Source organism: Nocardiopsis sp. ATB16-24 (assembly GCF_030271535.1).
Lineage (GTDB): Bacteria > Actinomycetota > Actinomycetes > Streptosporangiales > Streptosporangiaceae > Nocardiopsis.
The window spans coordinates 58,329-80,076 of record NZ_JASCXJ010000017.1 but is presented as its reverse complement, the minus strand read 5'-3'; the positions used below and the strand labels follow the sequence as shown (position 1 = coordinate 80,076).

Below are 21,748 nucleotides of genomic sequence, written 5' to 3'. Positions count from 1 at the left end.
GGGCACGTATGAGCGAACCGACGCCCTGGCGTGGTGAGCCACGACAGATCCGATCCGCCGGCGGTTCCTCCGCCGCCAACCTCGCCGACGTGTTGGAACGCGTGCTCGACAAAGGGGTCGTGATCGCGGGGGACATCCAGATCAACCTGCTGGACATCGAACTCCTCACGGTCAAGCTCCGTCTGCTCGTCGCCTCGGTGGACAAGGCCAAGGAGATGGGCATCGACTGGTGGGAGCACGATCCGGCCCTCTCCTCCCGCGCGAGGCGACGTGAGGACGAGGAACTGGCCGAGGAGAACCGGCGCCTGCGAGAGCGCGTGGCGGCCCTGGAGGAGCACCGGACGGCGGAGGTCACCGCCGCGCCGACGCACTCGGCCCGGTGGGGGCCACGGGAGGAGCCCTCCGAGCGGGACTTCGCTCCGCGCCCGGCCGAGGGGGAGGAGGACCATGGGCCCGCCTGAGTACGCCGATTACGTCTACGCGGTGTGCCGCCCCTTCGACGCCGGAGCCGTGGACGGGCTGACCGGAGTCGGCGGCCATCCCGTTCACGTGGTGACCGAGGCTCGGCTGACCGCCGTGGTCAGCACCGTCCCTCTGCACGAGTTCGGTGAACAGGCGCTCAGGAACAGTCTGGAGGACCTGCGCTGGTTGGAGGAGGTCGCCCGAGCCCACCACGGCGTGGTGGAGGCGGTCGGACGTCGCACCGTCACCGTGCCGTTGAGGTTGGCCACGGTCTACCACTCAGATGAGCGGGTACGCGAGGTCCTCAGAGAGCACGGTGAGGCCTTCGAGGCGGCCCTGCGGGAACTGGCGGGACGGGTCGAACTGGGGGTGAAGGTCTACGCCGAGGCACCCGCGCCCTCGGTCCCACCCGCCCGCCCCTCCTCCGGGGAGGCGAACCCGGGCAGGGCCTACCTGCGCAGGCGCAAAGAGCAGCGTGACCGCCGCGACGACACCTGGCAGAGGGCCGTCGAGCTGTGCGAACGCGCCGACGAGGTCCTGGGAGGACTCGCGTGGGCCCGCGAGCGGCACCGGCCCCAGAGCGCCGCGCTGTCGGAGGCGTCGGGGGAGAACGTGATGAACAACGCCTACCTCGTGGACGAGGAACGGGTGGAGGCCTTCCTCGCCACCGCGCGCGAGCTGGACTCTCACGCACCGGAGGGCGTCAGGATCGAGGTCTCCGGGCCGTGGGCGCCCTACTCCTTCGCCACCGGGCGCCCGTCGGAGGTGAACACGTGAGCCGGGACCCGGACCCCACCGGTCTTCCCGAGGTCCCGTTCTCCGAACAGGACCGTTCCGTGAGCCGGATGCTGGGCGAGGACCACCCCCTGGCCTCCAGGGACATCTCCCTGGTCGACCTGCTCGACCGCGTCCTGGCCAAGGGGGTGCTGGTCACGGGGGACCTGACCATCTCCATCGCCGACGTCGACCTGGTCCGGGTCTCCCTGAGAGCCCTGGTGTCGTCGATCGACGAGGAGGTGTCCTCCCCTTGGGAGGGCGGACATCCCCTGAGCGGATGGATCCGTCGGGACTGAGCCCAGGGGAGAGAGCGGTATGGCGGAAGGAAGCGACGGACCTCCCCGCCGGGTGGAGGATTCCCCGGAACCCGTCGAGGCGGCGGTGGTCCGCGACATCGACGAGGTGACGGACACCGGCGGCGAACGCGACATCCTGGGCGAACTCCAGAACGCTCTGGACGCCACCGCGCGCCGTGGTGCGACCACCCCGCCGGCGGAGACGGAGAGAGGGCGTCTGCGCCACAGGATCGAGACCGAACCCGACACGGTCGAGCGTGACCTGATCAAGTTGGTGCTCACGGTGGTGGAGTTGGTGCGTCAGCTCATGGAGAGGCAGGCCCTGCGTCGTGTGGACGTGGGCGACCTGACCGAGGAGCAGGAGGAGCGCATCGGGATGACCTTGATGTTGCTGGAGGAGCGCATGACCGAGCTGCGTGAGCGCTACGGGCTGTCCGTCGCCGACCTGAACATCGACCTGGGCCCCCTGGGATCCCTCCTGCCCAGGGACCACGGCGAGGGGGAGTAGGTCCCTCGCCCCTTCCCGAGGTCGGCGCCGAAGGGTCCGGGCGCCGGCCGGGCGAGGCCTGTTCCCGAACGGGAGGAGCGGTCGGCCCCGTCCGGAGCGGAGGCCGTCGAGGAACGCCGGCCGGCCCCGGAATCGCCGGCGACACGTCGACGGATCGACGAGTCGACATAGGCCTGAACCGTCGTGAGGGCGCAGAGCCTGCGAGAACGAGCCAGAGCGTCCGAGACACATGGAATACAGCGAAAAAAGCCTTATTACCGACAGAACGGCATGGGAGACTGGGGGCGAAAGTGTGACGCACCCCACCCCCCGGCCCTGTCTCCGCCGGTTCGACCGACAACCTCCAGGAGTCATCAGGTGTCCCCCAACATCGGGTTGGCCGAAGCCATAGACAGCCTGCGTCAGGAACTCTCCACGGCACAGAAGGAGGGAGAAGGACACGAGATCGGCATCGAGATCGTCGAGGCCGAGGTCGAACTGCTCCTGGAAGTGCGCAAGGAGGGTTCGGGGAAGGCGGGGGTGGGGTTCGGTGTGGTCTCCGCGGGCGCCGACGGCAAGATCGGCGCCAGGAACGTGCACAGGCTCACGCTCACGCTGGCCCTCACCAGAGCGGACGGTGGCCGCCTCGCGATCGCGTCCGAGAGCGGACCGCGCTGGAAGGACGACAGGGACCTGCGGTAGTGGACAAGAGGCTCATCGCGGATGTCTGCGTCAGGGCGCGCGGGGGAGGCGTCAGAGGCGGGACCGGTTACCTCGTCGGTCCCTCCCTCGTCCTCACCGCCGCCCACGTGCTCGAAGGCCATGAGAACGTCGACGTACGCCTGGGCGTCGACCCACCGGGAGAGTTCGTCCGGTGCACCGTCCGCTGGACGAGTGAACACCTGGACGTCGCCCTGCTGCGGCTGGAGAAGGCACGGCACTGTCCCCCGGTGCACTGGGGCCGGTTCTTCGGTGACGACCCGCAACGGTACGACGCGCTCGGCTACCCGGACCTCGCGGCGAACGACCACCGCCGGGACGTCAAGCATCTCCAGGGCAGCCTGCGCCCGCTCGACGGGATCGTCAGCGGGGACCTCGTGCTCAGCGTTCAACGGGAGTACACCAAGGACGTCCCCTGGAACGGGTTCTCCGGCACCGCCGTGTTCACCAAGGGCCTGCTCGTCGGTGTGATCGCCGTCCACAAACTCGACACCGGGGACCTGCGCGCCCACCGTACCCACCGGCTCGCCAAGGACCCGGAGTTCGTCCGTCTGCTGGAGGAGGACACCGGGAGACGACCATGGTTCGTCCCCACGCGGTTCGCGTTCTTGAAGCGGTTCGCATGGTTGAGGAAAGCCCGAAGGCGCGCGACGCACAGGCACTGGATCGTGCGTTCCACGGTGCTGTGCACCGTACTCGCCGCCTTCCTCGCCCTGGTCTGGCCGGGCCCTCTTCTGGACGAACTCCGAGGTTCGGACGCCGCGTGCGCCCCGCCCGGCGAACTCGTCGTGCTCACCACGCCCGACCAGCTCGAGGCCGTCCAACGCTCCGCCGTCGACTTCTCCGCGCACCGGGGCAGGGAGGAGGACGGTTGCGTTCCGGTCCGTGTCAGCGTCACCACGGCCGGAGGCACCGAACGCACGCGCGAACTGCTGGGCTCGGGATGGGAGGACCTGCGGGAGGGGCCACGACCCCACGTCTGGCTGCCCGACTCCACGGCCGACATCGCACTGTTACCCGAAGACGCGGAGAACACGCCCGGCCTGACCGTGACGGGTTCCACCAGGATCACCCCACTGGTACTGGGGCTCCCCGCCTCGGCCGCCGACATCCCCGCCTGCGCGGGCACCGACCCGGAGGGCGCGCGTTCGAACCTGGCCGAGTGCGCGACGGCCGCCGCCGAGGCCGGGATCCTCCTCGCCCGCCCCTCACCGGAGGCGTCGACCTCGGCACTGCTCCAGACCGACGCCCTGTACTCGGCCTACGGAGGCCCGGAGAACGCCGAGGCGATCCAACTGGCGGAGAGCAGGGTGACGTCGGCCGGGCTCGACGCCGAGGGCAACCTCGGTCTGTTGTGCGCCCTGCGCAGCGGGGAGGTCTCCCCCTCGGCCGTCGGGGTGTTCGGCACCGAGTACGCGATCCACACCTACAACGCGGGAGGGGCTCTGGGTCCAGGATGCGGCCAGCGGTCGGAGAAACCCGAGGAGCCCCTGGTACCGGTCTACTTCGCCGACGCGCCCGACCTGGACCACCCGTTCGTCCGTCTGCACTGGGGAGGGGACGACGGAACGGGACGTGCGGTGGGGGAGTTCGAACGGTGGATGACCCAGAACCGGGACATGGGATCGGACGCCTTCGAGGGCTACCGCGCCGTGGACGGCCTCGCCCTCGGTGAGGACGACGTACTGGCACACCCTGAGGCGGTGCCCGCGCCCGCGGAGTTCGAGTCGGGGGAGTGGCGGGAGCGACTGGAGGAGACCTTGCACAAACAGGAGCGATCCCGAACCCCGATCGAGGTGCTGCTCGCCGTCGACCGGTCGGACTCCATGACCGGCCCCGGTACCGGAGGTACACGGTTGGAGACCGCACAGGAGTTGGCGCGAAGCGCCATCGGCCTCCTGGGCGAGCAGGACACCGTGGGGATCTGGGCCTTTCCGAAGGACGGTTCGGGCGACGACGTCACCGAACAGGAACACCTGTTGCCCCCCGAGCCCGCCATGGACCCGGAACGGGAGGCGTCGGCCGGCGCCGCGATCGCCGCGTTACGGGCGGAGTTCCCGGCCACCCCACTCGCCGACACGATCCGTGACGGGGCCGAGGAGTTGGCCGGATGCGTCGACCGCCCCGGCCACCCCGGAGCCTGCGCGCTCATCGTGCTCACCGACGGTGTCGCTCTGCCGGAACCCCGAGGAGGCGCCGAGGCCGAGGACGTGGCCGACGCTCTGGAGGCGCTGGACGAACACGTGCAGGTGCACGTGGTGTCCGTGGGCAACGAGGGCTGCGGAGGCGATGGGCTGCTCAGCCGGATGGCGAGCGCCGGAGTCCGGTGTCACCATCCACGCGGCGACGAACTCGACCAGGTCGTCTACGGCATCGTGGCCGGACTGCGGGCGGTGTCCCGGTGAGCACTCGTCCGGCCCTACCCCACACCCTCGCATGCGCCGCGCTGCCGCTTCTGTTACTGGGCCCGACCGCGTGCACGGCACCGGATGACCAGGTGGTCCGCATCGCCCTGGCCGTGGACGTCACCGCCACGGAGGAGTCCGGTGAGGACGGGGTGTACATGCGGCTCGTCCAACGGTGGGAGGAGGCCAACGAGGGCTGGAGGGTCGACGTTCAGTGGCTGGCCCCCGAGGCGGACGAGCAGCGCTCCCAGTTGGCCGTGGCGATGCAGTCCGACGATCTGACCTATGACGTCCTGGCGCTCGACAACCAGTGGGTGCCGGAGTTCGTCGAACGGGAGTGGTTGCTACCGGTGGACACCGAGAACGAACTCCTGGGATGGGGCGGCTTCCTGGATCGGTCCCGGGACGCCGTGTGTCATCGCGACCAGGCGTGGGCGGTGCCGTTCCACATGGACGTCGGGCTGCTCTACTACCGCGCGGACCTGGTGGATCCGGAGGAGATCACCGAGCGGACCGCCACCGACGGTTGGCGCGGGCTGCTCGAACTGGCGGAGGAGGTACGGGACGAACACGGGTTGGCCCACGGGTACACCGGCCAGTTCGGCAACTACGAGGGGCTGACCGTGAACGCCCTGGAGTTCATCCTGGACGACCGTTCCGGAGCGGACACCGGTGGCGGAGGGATCTTCCACGAAGCGGACGAAGGGGGCGACTGCCCCGTGGCCACCAGCGCGAGCGGGGACTTCCAAGGACTGCGCGTGCTGGAGGAGGGCCTGAACCCCGGTGAGGAGAAGACCGGTGTCATCCCACGCGCGGCCCTGGAGGAGACGGAGGCGGAGAGCCTGAACCGGTTCCGCAGCGGTGACGTGGTGTTCATGCGCCACTGGCCCCGGGCCGTCTCCCGGCTCAGAGCCGACGCCCAGAGCGACGAGACCCTTCAGGAAGGCCTCACCTGGGTCGGCTGGGGCGGTGAGGCGGAGGGAGACGATCCGGCCTTCGGGGTGCTGCCCCTGCCCGTCGCGGTGCTCGGCGGCCACAGCCTGGCGGTCACCGAGGAATCGCGCCACCCCGACCAGGCCTGGAGCCTGGTCAGGTCCCTGACCGGCAGGGAGGCGCAGGAGGACCTCCACGCGTCCGGCCTGCTTCCCTCGCGCGGCAGCGGCTACCAACTGGAGTCGGAGGACCCGGCGGACAGCGAGTACTGGACCCGCCTACGCGACGCCGTCGAGGAGGGAAGGCTGCGCCCGCGCACCCCGTACTACCCGTATGTGAGCGAGGTCCTGCGCCACCACGTGCACACCCAACTCAACCCGTTCGCCCCCGACCCGCACCCCGACGACATGGTGTGCGAACTCAACGCCGCGCTCGCGGGTCGGGTCGGCTCATGCGACTGACCGCGCTTCCTTCGGGCGGGGAGCCATGTCGACGGGGAGACGAGTCGACATGGCGATTCCCCCTGGTGTCGGTTCGGCGCCTTGTCGACACCGCTCGGTGCCGGGGAGCGCGGGCGCCGACGGAAGGAGGACGGGACTTCCACGTGGGGGAGTGCCGCAAGAGAAAGAGCCTCGCTCTCCGGATGGAGGAGCAAGGCTCTGGGATTCACACACTGTGTGGGCGTACGTGGACTTGAACCACGGACCTCATCCTTATCAGGGATGCGCTCTAACCGACTGAGCTATACGCCCTCGTTCCGAGTGGAACTCTACCGCATCCTCAGGACCGGAGCGAACCGGTGAGCGGAGGCGGAAGTGAATCGGGACGCGGTCCACGCGCCCCTCTTCACCTCCCATTTTACCCCCGTACGGGAGTGCTCGGAACCGCCTACTCCGCCTCGGAGAGCGTCACGTCCAGGCCTCCCACCAGGTCGGCGACCAGGTTGTACAGCATCGCCCCCACCGTGGACAGCGCGGTGATCAGCACGATGTTCAGTGCGCCGACCACACCGGTGTAGCCCAGCACGCGCCCCGGTGAGAACCAGGCGGCGGGGTTGAGCCCGAGCTCGTCCTCGCCACCGTCGCCCTCCAGGAGCGCGGTGATCATCTTGGTCAGCTCCTCGAACACGCCCAGCATCGACAGCGTCACGTAGACCACCGTGACCGCCACGAACAGGATGATGAAGCACACCAGGGAGACGACGAAGCTGAACTTCATCACCGACCAGGGCTCCACACGGGAGACCGTCAGGTGTGCCTTCCGGCTGGACATGGTCGCCTTCACGGCGTTCGGGCCCTTGGGCACCGACGACTTCGTTTCGGACACTGGCGTTCCCCCCGCTTGCGCGCGGTCCTCCGCCACGTCCGCTCCGGTGGGGGCCGCCGGCTCCTCCGCCTTCGCCGGGTCGTCCTCGGCGACGACCTTCTCGGCCTCGGCGGAGCCCTCCTCCGTCGTGGCCGGAGCGTCTTCTCCGGAGGCCTCGGCGGCCACGGTGCCCCCCGTCCTCGCCGTGTCCTTCCCGGCCGTCTCCACGTCCCCGCTGCCGGCGGTCTCCGCCGTTTCCGGCTCGGATTCGTTCGTGGTGGTGTTCCGCTGGTTGTCAGACATAGAAACGTTACCGCTGGACTTTCCTTGAGGGCGGGTAATTGGCGCTACCGGGGACGCGGGGTCCGGTTCGTCCGGACCCCGCGTCCCTTATGGGGCTTAACGCGCAGTCTAGACCTGCGGGTCGCCTTCCTCGGCGACGATGTCCTCGACCGTGTCGACGGAGCCTTCCTCAGCGTCGACGGCGTCCTCCTCGGCGGCCTCGGCGTTACGCGCCACGGCCACGATCTTGTTGCCGTTGTCCAGGTTCATCAGGCGCACGCCCATGGTGGTGCGTCCGGACTGCTTGATCTCGGCGGCACCGGTGCGGATGACCCCGCCGGCGGAGGTGATCGCGAAGATCTCGTCCACCTCGGGATCGACCATCATGGCGCCCACGAGCTTGCCGCGCGCCTCCACCACCTTGGCCGTCAGAACGCCCTTACCGCCCCGGTTCTGCACCGGGTACTGTTCGGCGAGGGTGCGCTTGGCGTAGCCGTTCTCCGTGGCCACCAACACGTCCGTGGAACCGTCGCCGGGCCGGATGACGTCCATGCTCAGCAGGTAGTCGCCCTCCAGGAAGCGCATCCCGATCACACCGCTGGTGGCGCGCCCCATCGGACGCAGCGACTCGTCGGAGGCGGGGAACCGGATCGCCTGGGCGTCGCTGGAGATCAGCAGCAGGTCGTCGTCGGGGAAGACCAGACGCGCGGCGATGAGCTCGTCGCCCTCCCTCAGGTTGATCGCGATGATGCCCGCGGAACGCGCGGAGTCGAAGTCCTCCAGGCGGGACTTCTTGACCAGGCCCTCGCGGGTGGCGAGCACCAGGTACGGCGCGGCCTCGTAGTCGCGCAGCGCCATGATCTGCGCGATCTCCTCGCCCGGCTGGAACGGGAGCAGGTTCGCCACGTGCTGGCCTCGGGCGTCGCGGGCCGCCTCGGGCAGCTCGTAGGCCTTCGTGCGGTACACCCGGCCCTGGTTGGTGAAGCACAGGATCCAGTGGTGGGTGGTGGTGACGAAGAAGTGCTGGACGATGTCGTCCTGCTTGAGCTGGGCGCCGCGCACACCCTTGCCGCCGCGCTTCTGGGCGCGGTAGTTGTCGATACGCGTGCGCTTGGCGTACCCACCGCGGGAGATCGTGACGACCACGTCCTCCTCGGCGATGAAGTCCTCCATGCGCATGTCCCCCTCGAAGGGGACGATGTGGGTGCGCCGCTCGTCGCCGTACTTCTCCACGATCTCGCCGAGTTCCTCGCGGATGATGCTCCGCTGACGCTCGTCCGAGGAGAGGATGTCGTTGTAGTCGGCGATCTGCGCCATCAGCTCGTCGTACTCGGAGGTGAGCTGGTTGCGCTCCAGCGCGGCCAGTTTGCGCAGCTGCATGTCCAAGATGGCGCGGGCCTGGACGTCGTCGATCTCCAGCAGGCCCATCAGGCCGGTGCGCGCCTCGTCGGCGGAGGCGCTGGCGCGGATGAGGTCGATGACCTCGTCGATGCGGTCCATGGCCCGCAGCAACGCCCGCAGGATGTGCGCCCGTTCCTCGGCCTTGCGCAGCAGGTACCGGGTCCGTCGGACGATGACCTCGATCTGGTGCTTGACCCAGTGCCGGATCATCTGGTCCAGGCGCAGGGTCCGGGGGACCCCGTCGACCAGCGCGAGCATGTTGGCGCCGAAGGTCTCCTGGAGCTGGGTGTGCTTGTAGAGGTTGTTCAGCACGACCTTGGCCACGGCGTCGCGCTTGAGCACGATGACCAGGCGCTGACCGGTCCGACCGCTGCTCTCGTCGCGCACGTCGGCGATGCCGGTGACCTTGCCGTCCTTGACCAGGTCGGCGATCTTGAGCGCGAGGTTGTCCGGGTTGACCTGATAGGGCAGCTCGGTGATGACCAGGGTCTGGCGTCCGCGCGGGTCCTCCTCGACCTCGACCACGGCGCGCATGGTGATGGAGCCGCGCCCGGTCCGGTAGGCCTCCTCGATGCCGCGCTTGCCGACGATGAGTCCGCGCGTGGGGAAGTCCGGGCCCTTGATCCGCTCGATGAGCGCGTCGAGCAGTTCCTCGTCCTCGACCTGGGGGTTGTCCAGGTACCAGTTGACACCGTCGGCCACCTCGCGCAGGTTGTGCGGCGGGATGTTGGTGGCCATGCCGACCGCGATACCCGAGGAGCCGTTGACCAGCAGGTTCGGGAAACGGGCGGGCAGCACCACGGGTTCGGAGGAGCGACCGTCGTAGTTGGGACGGAAGTCGACGGTCTCCTTGTCGATGTCCCGGAGCATCTCCATGGCCAACGGCGCGAGCTTGCACTCGGTGTAGCGCATGGCCGCCGCGGGGTCGTTGCCCGGGGAACCGAAGTTGCCGTTGGGGTCCACCAGGGGCATGCGCATGGACCACCACTGGGCCAGGCGCACCAGGGTGTCGTAGATGGCGCTGTCGCCGTGCGGGTGGTAGTTGCCCATCACGTCGCCGACGACGCGGGCGCACTTGAAGTACCCGCGGTCGGGGCGGTAGCCGCCGTCGTACATCGCGTAGAGCACGCGCTGGTGCACCGGTTTGAGGCCGTCTCGGACGTCGGGCAGGGCCCGGCCGACGATGACCGACATCGCGTAGTCGAGGTAGCTGCGCTGCATCTCGACCTGGATGTCGATCGGTTCGATCCGGTCGGCGGGCCGCGCGGGGGCCTCCAGAGAGGAGTCCACTCCCTCAGGGGCGTCCGGGTTGTTCGCATCCGTCACGGATGTCGATCCCTTCTATCAAGCTTGTTCGAGCGTGGTCCACCGTCCGGGGCGATCGCCCCGGACGCGGGGTTCCCTAGATGTCCAGGAAGCGGACGTCCTTGGCGTTCCTCTGGATGAAGGAACGACGCGACTCCACGTCCTCACCCATGAGCACACTGAACATCTCGTCCGCCTGGGCGGCGTCCTCCAGGCTGACCTGGAGCAGCACCCGTCGTGCGGGGTCCATCGTGGTGTCCCACAGTTCGCTGGCGTTCATCTCGCCCAGACCCTTGAACCGCTGGACCAGGTCGCGCGGCCTGGGGTCCTTCCTGCCGGCGGCGATCCCGGCCTCGATGAGCCGGTCGCGCTCGGCGTCGGAGAAGGCGTAGTCGGCGTCGGCACCGCGCTGGTCCCACTTGATCTTGTACAGAGGAGGCTGTGCCAGGTACACGTGGCCGGCCTCGACCAGCGGCTTCATGAAGCGGAAGAGCAACGTGAGCAGCAGCGTGCGGATGTGCTGGCCGTCCACGTCGGCGTCGGCCATGAGGATGATCTTGTGGTAACGCAGTTTGTCGAGGTCGAAGTCCTCGTGGATACCGGTGCCCAGCGCCGTGATGATCGCCTGCACCTCGGCGTTCTTGAGGATGCGGTCGATCCGGGCCTTCTCCACGTTCAGGATCTTGCCGCGGATGGGCAGGATCGCCTGGTGGTGGGGGTCGCGTCCGCCCTTGGCGGATCCGCCGGCGGAGTCGCCCTCGACGATGTAGACCTCGCACTCCTCCGGGTTGGTCGACTGGCAGTCGGACAACTTGCCGGGCAGGGAGGTGGACTCCAGCAGGGTCTTGCGTCGGGTGAGGTCGCGCGCCTGGCGGGCCGCGATGCGGGCGCGCGCCGCCTGGCTGGCCTTGGACACGATGTCCTTGGCCTCTCCGGGGTTGCGCTCGAACCAGTCGCGCAGGTGCTCGTTGGTGACCCTCTGGACGAAGGACTTGGCCTCGGTGTTGCCCAGTTTGGTCTTGGTCTGGCCTTCGAACTGCGGATCGGCCAGCTTGACCGAGATGATCGCGGTGAGACCCTCGCGGATGTCGTCGCCGGTGAGGTTGTCGTCCTTCTCCCTCAGCAGCTTCTGGTCTCGCGCGTACCGGTTGACCAGGGTGGTCAACGCGGCGCGGAAACCCTCCTCGTGGGTGCCGCCCTCCGCCGTGTTGATGGTGTTGGCGAAGGTGTGCACCGACGAGGTGTAGGACTGGTTCCACTGCATCGCGACCTCGACCGCGATGCCCTCGCCCTCCTCCTCGAAGGAGATGATCGAGGCGTGGGCCGGCTCCTTCTTGGTGTTGATGTGCCGGACGAAGTCGGACAGGCCCTCCTGGTAGTGGAAGGTGTTGACCGTCGGGCCGCCGTCGGTGAACTCGGGCCGCTCGTCGCGGATGGTGATGGACAGTCCCTTGTTGAGGAAGGCCATCTCCTGCATGCGTCGAGCCAGGGTCTCGAACGTGAACACCGTCGTCTCGAAGATGTTCTCGTCCGGCCAGAAGGTGATCTGGGTACCGGTCTCCTCGGTCTCCTCACCCTGGACCAGGCTCCCCGGCACGGTCATCTCGTAGTGCTGGCGCCACACGTGCCCCTCGCGGCGGATCTCCACGTCCAGGGCGGAGGACAAGGCGTTGACGACAGAGACGCCGACGCCGTGCAGACCGCCGGAGACGGCGTAGGACTTACCGTCGAACTTGCCGCCCGCGTGCAGCGTGGTGAGCACGACCTCGACGGCGGGGCGTTTCTCCACGGGATGGAGGTCGGTGGGGATGCCGCGACCGTTGTCGGCGACGCACACTCCGCCGTCGGCCAGCAGGGTCACCTCGATGGCGCTGGCGTGCCCCGCCAGTGCTTCGTCGACCGAGTTGTCGACCACCTCGTAGACCAGGTGGTGCAGGCCCCGCTCCCCGGTGGAACCGATGTACATTCCGGGGCGCTTGCGAACCGCCTCAAGCCCCTCCAGAACCGTGATTGATCGAGCGTCGTAGGCCAAGTGGGTACACCCTCCTGCTGGGGACGCCTGCCGTCCGCGGCCGAGCGGACGACGGTCAACCCGTGACGGGGTGATCGGAAGGGCCGACATGCCGCGACACCTGGGAGATCACCGTCCGCCGCAGGCCCGTCCGCCCATCCTCTTCTTGGGGGCGTGGTACCGGCTACAGGCGTCTGAAGAACCGTCTTCATGATACCCCGCGCGGTACGACAAAGTGGCATCGACGGCCCTGTGCCGCACCACAACGACCGTTCAGGGAGGGAGACGAGTCCCTACACGCGGGAGACCCTCCGGGCAAGTCCCGGTGCAGTTGAGTGGCGATCACGGCGGGGTGCCAGGAGAACACGCTCCGGCGGTCGACGTCCGCGCTCCCGGCATCCACCCGAAGGGGAGAACAGGCACTGATCTGCGGATATCCACAGGCTGTGGACGGGTCGGGAGTCGAACGCGTCGGCGCGGTCCCCCTCAACGCCGCCGGGAACCCGGGCCCCGGACCTTGATGGAGACCACCGTCCCCTCACCCAACTCCTGGTTGAGACGGCGCATCAGATCACGCACCATCGCCCGCGCCTGGGTCGCCATCGTCGCGGAATCGGCCACCACGACGAGTTCGCCGTCCGAATAGCTCTCGGGACGGAGCTTCTTCGCATTGAACTCGCCCACGATGTCGGACCAGCGACCGAACACGCCACCGACGGCCACCTGCTCCTGCCAGCCGTGCTCGATCAGCCATGTGCGCACCGCCTCACCGAACATCTGGGGTTCGTTGCGTGGCCGCAATCGGCCACGCGGGCGTGAGCGCGCGACGCCGCGCGGCACCGCTCCCCGCTCCTTGGCCTCGGCGCGGGCACGGGCCAGCGCCTGGCGGGCCAGGTCCGCTCCCGAGCCGACGGAGGAGGTCACCGGAGCGGAGGAGGGAGACAAGGGAGGCGAGGAAGGCGGTCCGGCCGCCCGTCGACCTTTGTCCACAGGCTGTGGAGGGGAACCGTCACCGCCCCACATCCCGCGACCGGAGGCGGGAAGACGTTCCACAGGGTGTGGACGACCCTCACTCACTCTCGACGCCCCCCTCACGGACCCCGAACCGGACCCCGTCCAACTCCTGGGGGATGTCCTCGGCCACCGCCGCGGTCACCAGGACCTGTTCGGCGTCCCGTACCCGCTCGACCAACCTGCGGCGACGTTCGCTATCGAGCTCGGCGAAGACATCGTCCAGGATGAGCACCGGGTCGTCGCCGTCGGAGCGCAACAGGTCGAAGGCGGCCAACTTGAGCGAGAGCGCGTAGGACCAGGACTCGCCCTGGCTGGCGTAGCCCTTGGTGGGCAGCTCCCCCAGATACAGGTGGAGGTCGTCGCGGTGGGGTCCCACCAGGCTGACGCCGCGCTGGAGTTCACGCTCCCCGGCCTCGTCCATGGCCGCGCGCAGCGCCTCCGCGAGCTGTGGACGGCTGGTCGGCGGCGGTTCGTCCTCGGGGAACGCCCCGCTCCGGTAGTGGGGCACGGCGGGGCCGCCCGAGTCGGTCAGACCGGCGTAGGCCCGGGCGATCCTCGGACGCAGTTCCTCCACCAGTTCGAGTCGGGCGGCCAGCAGTTCGGCGCCAGCCTCCGCCAGGTGGTCGCTCCACACCTCCAGCGTGCCGAGGTCGGGCCTGGAACGCTGTCCGAACATCCGACCGGAGGCCGACTTGAGCAGGGCGTTGCGCTGCTTGAGCACCTTGTCGTAGTCCGCCCGCACACCCGCCATGCGGGGTGTGCGGGCCACCAGCAGGTCGTCGAGGAAACGTCGCCGCTCACCCGGGTCACCCTTGACCAGGGCCAGGTCCTCGGGAGCGAACAGTACGGCGCGCAGAATCCCCAGGACGTCACGGGGGCGCCCCGCGGGCGCCTGGTTGATCCGGGCACGGTTGGCCCGCCCGGGGTTGAGCTCCAGGTCCACCACCATGGACCTGTCGTCGCGCACCACCTTGGCCCGGATGATCGCGCGGGGCGCGCCCTGGCGGACGAGCGGGGCGTCGGAGGAGACCCGGTGGCTGCCGAGGGTGGCGACATAGCCGACCGCCTCGACCAGGTTGGTCTTGCCCTCACCGTTGGCGCCGACGAAGACGTTCACTCCGGGGCCCATCTCCAGCAGGACCTCACTGTAGGAGCGGAAGTCGGCCAGTTGCAGGTGGGATACGTACATCCGGCCTTCCTCCTGAAACAGCGGCACGGGAGAACGGAGCGGGGAAGGGGGGTCCGGGGGGCGTCCGTGGTCGGCGCGCCCCCAGATGCGCGAGGGGTGGTGGGCGGCTCAGACGTCCGAGGACGTCTCGGCCCGGTGCACCGGGTGTCCGCCGAACTGCTGACGCAGTGCCGCCACGACCTTCATCGCCGGACTGTCGTCCTGGCGAGAGGCGAACCGGGCGTAGAGGGAGGCGGTGATCGCCGGGGCCGGGACCGCCAGGTCCACGGCGGCCTGGACGGTCCAGCGCCCTTCACCGGAGTCCTCGGCGTAACCGCGCAGGCTCGACAGGTCCGGGTCCTCCTCCAGGGCCTTGGAGACCAGGTCGAGCAGCCAGGAGCGCACCACCGTGCCCTCACGCCAGCTCTCGAAGGTGCCGGGGACGTCGTCCACGAGGCCGGAGGCGACCATGAGCTCATAGCCCTCGCCGAGGGACTGCATCATGCCGTACTCGATGCCGTTGTGGACCATCTTCACGAAGTGCCCGGCGCCGACACGTCCGGCGTGGACGAAGCCGCCGCCTTCGTCGGGGGTCAGCGCGTCGAAGATCGGACGGACGCGCTCCACGTCCTCCTGCGGGCCGCCGACCATGATGCCGTAGCCGTTCTGACGGCCCCAGACCCCTCCGCTGACGCCGACGTCGAGGTAACCGATGCCCTTCTCCGCCAGGGACTTGGCACGGATGCGGTCGTCGGCGTAGTGGGAGTTGCCGCCCTCGATGACGAGGTCGCCCTCCTCCAGCAGGTCGCCCAGCTCGGCGACCGTCGAGGCGGTGGGTTCGCCCGCGGGGACCATCACCCAGATCACCCGCGGGGCCGCCAGACGACCGACCAGCTCGACCAAGGTGTCGACGTCGCGCTCCGGTGAGGACCTGTCGTAGCCGATGACCTCGTGACCCTTCTCCCGGAGGCGGACGGCCATGTTGCCGCCCATCTTGCCGAGACCGATCATTCCGAGCTGCATGTGCTGCTCCCCTTCGCCGCCTGTGGTTGGAGGGCCGAACGGTCCGGATCACGGATCGTTTCGGCAGATACCAGTCAATCGAACCGGACGCGGATCAGCCCGGCTGACGCACCGGCATGATCAGGTAGCGGTATTCGGGGGAGGAACCCTCCTCCGCGGGCTTGCCGGTGAGGATCGACGGCTTGGTCGAGGTGGTGAAGTTCATCCGGGCCACGTCGGTGCCGATGGCGCCGAGTCCGTCCAGCAGGAAGCCGGAGTTGAAGGCGATCTGGATGTCGTCGCCCTCCAGGTCCGCCTCCAGGACCTCCACGGCCTGGGCCTCCTCACCGGTGCCCGCCTCCAGGACCAGCTGTCCCTGGGTGAAGGACAGACGCAGCGGAGTGTTGCGCTCGGCGACCAGCGAGACGCGCTTGACGGCCTCCACGAACTCCTGGCGACCGACCTCGGCGACGGAGTTGAAGGTGTCCGGAAGAAGCGCCCGGTACTTGGGGAACTCTCCGTCCAGCAGGCGGGTGGTGGTACGACGGCCTCCGCCCTCGAAGCCGATCATGCCCTCGCCGGTGTCGCCGCTGGAGAGCGCGATCGAGATCTCGGCGCCCGAGGTCAGCGACTTGGCCGTGTCGTGGAGGGTCTTGGCCGGCACGAGGGCGACCGCGGACAGCTCGGGGTTCTCCGGCTTCCAGGTGAGCTCGCGCACGGCCAGGCGGTAGCGGTCGGTGGAGGCCAGCGTGATGGTCTCGCCCTCGATCTCCACGCGTACACCGGTGAGCATCGGGAGGGTGTCGTCGCGCCCGGCGGCGACGGCCACCTGGCTGACCGCGGCGGCGAAGGCGTCACTGCCGACGGTTCCGCTCACACCGGGCATCTCCGGGAGCGTGGGGTAGTCCTCCACCGGCATGGTGGTCAGGGTGAACTTCGCGCTGCCGCCGGTGACGACGACCTTGGGGCCGTCGGTGGAGACCTCCACAGGCTGTGAGGGAAGGTTCCGGGTGATCTCCGCCAGGAGTTTTCCGGTGACCAGGACCTTGCCCGGCTCCTCCACCTCGACGTCCACCGCGGCCTGGGTGGAGACCTCGTAGTCGAAGCCGGACAGACGCAGCTGTTGACGGCCGTCGAACTCACCGGCCTCCAGCAGGATGCCGACGAGCACCGGAACCGAGGGGCGCGTCGGGAGTGTGCGCGCGGTCCAGGCGACAGCCTCGGCCAATACGTCGCGTTCGACCCGGAACTTCACTTTCCGACTCACTTTCCGCACGACCGGCGGTGCCGGTCGAAGCCTCAACGTTGCAGCTCGTGGATCTGTGGGTCTGTCGAGGGCTCCGTCAACAGGGCTGTGGACGAAGGACCACGTGGATGCGCGGTCCGTCCGTGCCGCAGGGAGTCGCCTCGGACCCGTGGGGTGTCACCGTCCGGATCCGGGCGGCGGAGGACAGGGGCGAGACCACACGTTACCCGGATTCATCCCCTGCCGCTGCCGGCTCGGCGACCGGCTGGTGTCGCACCCGGATCGGAGAGTTGTCCACAGATTTTTCGCGGAGCGGTTGTGAAGCCACATCTTGGTTAATGAAGGTGCGCAGTAGTAGTAGGGCCTGTGGATAGTGTGGATAACCACTGTTTCCGCAGGTCACCCCGTGGATTTTTGTCCACAGGCCCTGTGGGAAACGCTGTGGACAACTCGCGTGCCCTGTGGACGGACAGAGGTGTCCCCAGGTTTTCCACACTGTGTCCACAGCTTCGTCCACAGGTTTTCCCCATGTTGTCCACAACACCCGGTGGTCGGGTGGTCGGATGACATGGTGCCCTGTCCACAGAGCAGGGGGCAGTTACCCACAGCCGGAGAGTAGTTTTCCACAGGTTGTCCACAGGGTTATCCACAGATTCACCCCCTTGCCTGTGGATAACTTCGTGGAGAAGTCCCAAAAATTTTTTTCCAGCCGCCTTCCAGACCACCGCAACCCGGGCAAACAGGCTGTGCACAGCGTTGTCCACAGGGCCTCGTCCGGTCCTTGACATTGAGCATGGGAAAGGTTGTGTGACCAGGTCGGCACGCGGGACGTGGCAGGGCTTTCAGGAGACGGAGAACCAGGGGATACGGCCTGTTCGGGGTAGGAACGGCCGGTGGTGACCACAGAGGAGGCGAATCCCTCCAGAGGTGGGCGTTCCTCCACACAAGGCTGTGGATAACTCGTCTCTGGTGGCGGGAGCCCTGTGGATAACCGGCCTGTCTCCCTGTGCACGAGGCCACGGGGAGACATGTCCACAGAGCGACACGACGACAGGGGGAATCGACTCCCTGTCGGCGGAGGAGGGGAGGGGGCACCGGCCGGTGCCCCCTCCCCCTGTCCGTGCACGGGGACCGTGCCTCAGGTCAGGGAGGGCTGGTCCTTGATACGACTGGTGAGCTCGTGGACCTGGTTGTAGATGGACCGTCGTTCGGCCATCAGCGCGCGGACCTTGCGGTCGGCGTGCATCACCGTGGTGTGATCGCGGCCGAACTGCTGTCCGATCTTGGGCAGGGACAGTTCGGTCAACTCACGGCACAGGTACATGGCGATCTGGCGGGCCGTCACCAGCACGCGGGAGCGTGAGGTCCCGCACAGGTCCTCCACCGTCAGGCCGAAGTAGGCGGCGGTCTGGGACATGATCGCTCCCGCCGTGACCTCGGGCACCTCGGTGTTGGGCACCAGGTCACGCAGTACCTGGCTGGTCAGGTCCAGATCCACCGACTGCCGGTTCAGGCTGGCGAAGGCGGTCACGCGGATCAGAGCGCCCTCCAACTCCCGGATGTTGGTGGAGATCTTGCTCGCTATGAACTCCAGTACCTCCGGTGGGGCCGCCAGGCCCTCCTGCGCCGCCTTCTTGCGCAGGATGGCGATGCGGGTCTCCAGCTCCGGCGGTTGGACGTCGGTGAGCAGGCCCCATTCGAAACGGCTGCGCATCCGGTCCTCCAGCGTCGTCAACTGCTTGGGCGGACGGTCGCTGGAGATGACGATCTGCTTGTCGGAGTTGTGCAGCGTGTTGAACGTGTGGAAGAACTCCTCCTGCGTCTGCTCCTTGTTCTCCAGGAACTGGATGTCGTCCACCAGGAGCACGTCGATGTCCCGGTAACGGCGGCGGAACCCGTCCGCCTTGCCGTCCCGGATGGAGTTGATGAACTCGTTGGTGAACTCCTCGGAGCTGACGTACCGCACGCGGGAGCCCTCGTAGAGACGGTGCGTGTAGTGCCCGATGGCGTGCAGCAGATGGGTTTTGCCCAGCCCCGACCCGCCGTGGATGAACAATGGGTTGTAGGCCTTGGCCGGTGCCTCGGCGGCGGCCACCGAGGCCGCGTGGGCGAACCTGTTGCTGGAGCCGATCACGAAGGTGTCGAAGGTGTACTTCGGGTTCAGCCGCGCGTGCTCGCCCGGCGGGGCCTCCTGTGAACGGCCCGGGGGAGTGGAGGGCATCTCGGGTGCGCCGGGCGTGACCTCCTCCGGCCGATCTCCCGTTGCGGAGGGGCCGGACTCCTCCCCCCGACCCTCCTCCGGCGGGGGTTCGGGAGCGTCGGAGGGGGTGTCCTCCCGCGGGGTCTCCCAGCGGTTGGGCCGATCCCATGCGGGGTCGTTCCAGGACTGCCGCCAGGAGGTCTGCTCCTGTTCCAGCACGGAGGGCTGTTCCCACCGGGGCGGAGCCGTGGGCGTCTCCTGGGGAGAGGCGAAGGTCTGTTGAACCCAGGGCGCGGGCGCGTCACGGACGGTGTGCGGCTCCTCCTCGACTCCGTAGGGCGTCTCGGGACTCGGGGGGCCGAGCAGGTCCGCCTGCCCCTCCGAGGCCGACGAAGTCGTGGGGGAGTCGGTCGTGGGCGGTGCGGCGGGGTCCGGGGGAGGGGCGGGGCTCGCGTGTCGACCGGGGGAGGCCGACACGTTCGCCTCGTCGTCCGTGGGGGCCCCGGCCGGCGCGGCACCCGGGACGGAGGAGCCGTGTTCCTCCATCGCGCGTACCGCGGGTGTACGACGTGCGTAGGCCGAGTGCGGCGCGGGGGTCGGCGGCGGGGTCGGCACCGCGGTGGGGTCGACCGTCACCGCGAGCCTGATCTCCCGTCCCAGATGCGCGGACAGCGCCTTGCTGATCGCCGGGTACAGGCGTGTCTCCAGCACCTTCTTGGTGAACTCGTTGGGAGCCGCGATCAGGGCGGTGTCCTCGATCAGGCCCAGTGGACGGGTCTGCGGAAGCCAGGCGCGCTGGTGCGCGGGCAGGGAGTCGTTGTCGATCCCGTCCAACACGCTGGACCAGACCATTGCGAGGTTGACCTGTGCGTCAGCCAAGGTGACCTGCCATGGGTGCTGTCCCTTCGATGCGGATCTGTGCGGTGTGGAGTGGGCGGCAGGGGGTGGTCCGGGTCACGGCGGAGCCGGTGTCCCGTGGGTCGGTCGGTGCGTTCTCGATCTCGGGGCCATCGGGGGCGGCCTCCCATTGTCCTACGGCCCGGATGGTGCCGGGGCTGGGAGAGCGCCCTGGCCGAACAGGCTTGTGGACAACTTCGCTGTAGCGGAAGACGCCGAAGCTTTGACTACCTGTGGGTATCCACAGCTTCGAGGAGTTGTCCACAGGTTTTCCACAGGGTTGTCCACAGGATGGCAGATTCCCGCAGGGGGCGCATGGTTATCCACAAATTGCAGCTCAGTGGGTGTGTAAGGAAAATCCTTCCCCCGTAGGGGGAGGGGCAGGAGGAGGGAGGAAGAAGTTATCCACAGGCTGAGGTTATCCACAGGAGTCCGAGGTTGGGGAAGTCTCACACGCCTGTGGACAACGACTTGTCCACAGGGGCTCGGCGAGGCACCGGCAGTGGGTCGGACGGCTTTCCCTGGGCCCGCTCACGTGGACGCCTCCGCCGGACGCGGGAACGAGGCGGGGCGCCGGTCCCGGTGATCGGCGCGAGACGGCCCGGCTTTCCGAGTGTCGTGGGCCGTGGTCGTCGCCCGGTCCGATTTGACCACGGCCGGAGCAGGCCGTATCTTCTTTGTGCTTATGCCGATGATCGCCTGCGCCCGTGCCCGCACGGCAGCGCGGCCATGGCTCATGCACCTCGTGACCCCGCATATCCTGGGGGTCTGTCGTAGTACTTTCCTGAGACGCCCCTGGAGCCAGCAGTGAGCAAGCGTACGTACCAGCCGAACAACCGGCGTCGCGCGAAGGTCCACGGCTTCCGGCTGCGCATGCGTACGCGGGCCGGTCGCGCCATCCTCGCCTCGCGCCGCCGCAAGGGGCGCTCGACCTTGACCGTGAACCACTAGGTCACGTTCGGTTCCACGTTCTCGGACCGGTCCGGCCCTCTCGCCGACCGGTCCCTTTTTCGTGGGAAGAAGCCACCCAGCCCGAAGGAAGCCGATGCTCTCTCCGAAGAACCGGATGCGCAGCAGCGCCGAATTCGGCTCCGTCATGCGCGGGGGGCGGCGTTCGTCCCAGGGCGCCCTGGGCGTGGTCTATCTCCCACCGGGTTCCGGTACCGCGGAGACCGAGCCGCCTCGCATCGGTTTCGTGGTGAGCAAGGCGGTCGGGGGAGCGGTGGTGCGCAAGCGCGTGCAACGTAGGTTGCGTCACCTGATGCGGCCTCGATCGGCCGTCCTGCCAAACGGTAGCCTGCTTGTAGTACGTGCCAGACCCGAGGCCGCCGCCGCGCGGTACGAGGAACTGGCGGCGCAACTCGACAGCGCGATCGCCGCGGCGATGCGCCCCCGGGGAACCTCGTCACGCCCACGGCGTGGTCGGCGACGGCCTCCGGCGAAGACCTCGGCGAGTGGCGAAACGGCAGGTGAACGCCGCCCGGACGAGGGTGGAGAACGGTGGAAGGGCCGATGACCGAGCACGGAACGACGGTGTTCGCGCGTGTGCTGATCTGGCCCATTCGGGGTTACCAGCGCTTCATCAGCCCGCTCTTTCCTCCTGTTTGCCGTTTCTACCCGTCGTGCAGCGCGTATGCCGTCGAGGCGTTGCGCGTGCACGGTGCGCTGTACGGGTCGTGGCTGGGAGTCCGGCGTATCGCCCGCTGCCATCCCTTCAACCCCGGGGGGCTCGATCCGGTTCCACCACGCGGAGGACACCGGAACGCGGAGCCCGGAGGGTCCGCGGGCGAGACCGGGCACACCGGAACCGCTCCCGGGAACTAGTAGCTGAACCGAA

The 21,748-nt window shown here is 68.5% G+C and carries 18 protein-coding genes and 1 tRNA gene; 10 read left to right on the top strand and 9 right to left on the bottom strand.

Annotated features, from left to right (window positions below):
- Nucleotides 1–8 precede the first annotated feature (8 nt).
- From PFX91_RS17715 to PFX91_RS17685, 7 genes are all read left to right on the top strand, one after another.
- The gene (locus PFX91_RS17715; RefSeq protein ID WP_285733285.1) at nucleotides 9–461 is read left to right on the top strand and encodes a gas vesicle protein; all 453 of its coding nucleotides are present in this window, start codon (nucleotides 9–11) and stop codon (nucleotides 459–461) included.
- Entirely contained in the window at nucleotides 448–1,239 is a 792-nt protein-coding gene (locus tag PFX91_RS17710; protein WP_285733284.1) for a GvpL/GvpF family gas vesicle protein, read from the top strand. Before PFX91_RS17715 ends, PFX91_RS17710 begins: the two co-directional genes overlap by 14 nt.
- Entirely contained in the window at nucleotides 1,236–1,535 is a 300-nt protein-coding gene (locus PFX91_RS17705) for a gas vesicle protein (RefSeq protein WP_285733283.1), read from the top strand. Before PFX91_RS17710 ends, PFX91_RS17705 begins: the two co-directional genes overlap by 4 nt.
- 19 nt (nucleotides 1,536–1,554) lie before the next feature.
- Nucleotides 1,555–2,043 (top strand): gas vesicle protein K, encoded by a 489-nt coding sequence (locus tag PFX91_RS17700; RefSeq protein WP_285733282.1) that lies wholly within the window; start codon nucleotides 1,555–1,557, stop codon nucleotides 2,041–2,043.
- Nucleotides 2,044–2,400: 357 nt separating this feature from the next.
- On the top strand, nucleotides 2,401–2,724 hold the full coding sequence (locus PFX91_RS17695) for a trypco2 family protein (RefSeq protein WP_285733281.1): 324 nt from the start codon (nucleotides 2,401–2,403) through the stop codon (nucleotides 2,722–2,724).
- Nucleotides 2,724–5,147 (top strand): trypsin-like peptidase domain-containing protein, encoded by a 2,424-nt coding sequence (locus PFX91_RS17690; protein WP_285733280.1) that lies wholly within the window; start codon nucleotides 2,724–2,726, stop codon nucleotides 5,145–5,147. Before PFX91_RS17695 ends, PFX91_RS17690 begins: the two co-directional genes overlap by 1 nt.
- Nucleotides 5,144–6,541: an extracellular solute-binding protein gene (locus PFX91_RS17685; RefSeq protein ID WP_285733279.1), complete on the top strand. Its 1,398-nt coding sequence runs from the start codon at nucleotides 5,144–5,146 to the stop codon at nucleotides 6,539–6,541. The genes PFX91_RS17690 and PFX91_RS17685 overlap by 4 nt, the downstream gene beginning before the upstream one ends.
- A 217-nt stretch (nucleotides 6,542–6,758) precedes the next feature.
- On the opposite strand, the gene PFX91_RS17680 is transcribed toward PFX91_RS17685, so the two are convergent.
- The 9 genes from PFX91_RS17680 to dnaA all read right to left on the bottom strand — a co-directional run bounded on the left by PFX91_RS17680 (nucleotide 6,759) and on the right by dnaA (nucleotide 19,866).
- Nucleotides 6,759–6,832: transfer RNA gene (locus PFX91_RS17680), tRNA-Ile, on the bottom strand.
- Nucleotides 6,833–6,968: 136 nt separating this feature from the next.
- Entirely contained in the window at nucleotides 6,969–7,688 is a 720-nt protein-coding gene (locus PFX91_RS17675; protein WP_285733278.1) for a DUF3566 domain-containing protein, read from the bottom strand.
- A gap of 108 nt (nucleotides 7,689–7,796) precedes the next feature.
- Nucleotides 7,797–10,394, bottom strand: a complete 2,598-nt coding sequence (gene gyrA, locus PFX91_RS17670) for a DNA gyrase subunit A (RefSeq protein WP_285733277.1) — start codon at nucleotides 10,392–10,394, stop codon at nucleotides 7,797–7,799.
- Between the two features lie 76 nt (nucleotides 10,395–10,470).
- Nucleotides 10,471–12,405 (bottom strand): DNA topoisomerase (ATP-hydrolyzing) subunit B, encoded by a 1,935-nt coding sequence (gene gyrB / locus PFX91_RS17665; protein WP_285733276.1) that lies wholly within the window; start codon nucleotides 12,403–12,405, stop codon nucleotides 10,471–10,473.
- Between the two features lie 465 nt (nucleotides 12,406–12,870).
- Nucleotides 12,871–13,308 carry a DciA family protein gene (locus PFX91_RS17660; RefSeq protein WP_285733275.1) on the bottom strand — a complete coding sequence of 146 codons (438 nt, stop codon included), beginning with the start codon at nucleotides 13,306–13,308 and terminating at the stop codon, nucleotides 12,871–12,873.
- A 145-nt stretch (nucleotides 13,309–13,453) separates the two neighbouring features.
- Nucleotides 13,454–14,587: a DNA replication/repair protein RecF gene (recF, locus tag PFX91_RS17655; RefSeq protein WP_285733274.1), complete on the bottom strand. Its 1,134-nt coding sequence runs from the start codon at nucleotides 14,585–14,587 to the stop codon at nucleotides 13,454–13,456.
- Nucleotides 14,588–14,695: 108 nt separating this feature from the next.
- Nucleotides 14,696–15,589, bottom strand: a complete 894-nt coding sequence (gene gnd, locus PFX91_RS17650; RefSeq protein ID WP_285733273.1) for a phosphogluconate dehydrogenase (NAD(+)-dependent, decarboxylating) — start codon at nucleotides 15,587–15,589, stop codon at nucleotides 14,696–14,698.
- 94 nt (nucleotides 15,590–15,683) lie between these two features.
- Complete coding sequence (gene dnaN, locus PFX91_RS17645) at nucleotides 15,684–16,823, bottom strand: DNA polymerase III subunit beta (RefSeq protein WP_285733272.1); 1,140 nt, start codon at nucleotides 16,821–16,823, stop codon at nucleotides 15,684–15,686.
- A 1,129-nt stretch (nucleotides 16,824–17,952) separates the two neighbouring features.
- Complete coding sequence (gene dnaA, locus PFX91_RS17640) at nucleotides 17,953–19,866, bottom strand: chromosomal replication initiator protein DnaA (RefSeq protein WP_502888332.1); 1,914 nt, start codon at nucleotides 19,864–19,866, stop codon at nucleotides 17,953–17,955.
- An 852-nt stretch (nucleotides 19,867–20,718) separates the two neighbouring features.
- On the opposite strand from dnaA, the gene rpmH reads away from it, so the two are divergent.
- The 3 genes from rpmH (at nucleotide 20,719) to yidD (ending at nucleotide 21,735) form a co-directional block, all read left to right on the top strand.
- Nucleotides 20,719–20,862 carry a 50S ribosomal protein L34 gene (gene rpmH / locus PFX91_RS17635; protein WP_285733270.1) on the top strand — a complete coding sequence of 48 codons (144 nt, stop codon included), beginning with the start codon at nucleotides 20,719–20,721 and terminating at the stop codon, nucleotides 20,860–20,862.
- A gap of 94 nt (nucleotides 20,863–20,956) precedes the next feature.
- On the top strand, nucleotides 20,957–21,427 hold the full coding sequence (rnpA, locus tag PFX91_RS17630; protein WP_285733269.1) for a ribonuclease P protein component: 471 nt from the start codon (nucleotides 20,957–20,959) through the stop codon (nucleotides 21,425–21,427).
- Nucleotides 21,424–21,735: a membrane protein insertion efficiency factor YidD gene (gene yidD, locus PFX91_RS17625; protein WP_285733268.1), complete on the top strand. Its 312-nt coding sequence runs from the start codon at nucleotides 21,424–21,426 to the stop codon at nucleotides 21,733–21,735. Before rnpA ends, yidD begins: the two co-directional genes overlap by 4 nt.
- The last annotated feature ends 13 nt before the right edge of the window (nucleotides 21,736–21,748 follow it).

Coding starts and splice junctions, on each gene's coding strand:
- PFX91_RS17715 (WP_285733285.1), top strand. CDS start 9: ATGAGCGAACCGACGCCCTGGCGTGGTGAGCCACGACAGATCCGATCC.
- PFX91_RS17710 (WP_285733284.1), top strand. CDS start 448: ATGGGCCCGCCTGAGTACGCCGATTACGTCTACGCGGTGTGCCGCCCC.
- PFX91_RS17700 (WP_285733282.1), top strand. CDS start 1,555: ATGGCGGAAGGAAGCGACGGACCTCCCCGCCGGGTGGAGGATTCCCCG.
- PFX91_RS17675 (WP_285733278.1), bottom strand. CDS start 7,688: ATGTCTGACAACCAGCGGAACACCACCACGAACGAATCCGAGCCGGAA.
- recF (WP_285733274.1), bottom strand. CDS start 14,587: ATGTACGTATCCCACCTGCAACTGGCCGACTTCCGCTCCTACAGTGAG.
- gnd (WP_285733273.1), bottom strand. CDS start 15,589: ATGCAGCTCGGAATGATCGGTCTCGGCAAGATGGGCGGCAACATGGCC.
- dnaA (WP_502888332.1), bottom strand. CDS start 19,866: ATGGTCTGGTCCAGCGTGTTGGACGGGATCGACAACGACTCCCTGCCC.
- rnpA (WP_285733269.1), top strand. CDS start 20,957: ATGCTCTCTCCGAAGAACCGGATGCGCAGCAGCGCCGAATTCGGCTCC.
- yidD (WP_285733268.1), top strand. CDS start 21,424: ATGACCGAGCACGGAACGACGGTGTTCGCGCGTGTGCTGATCTGGCCC.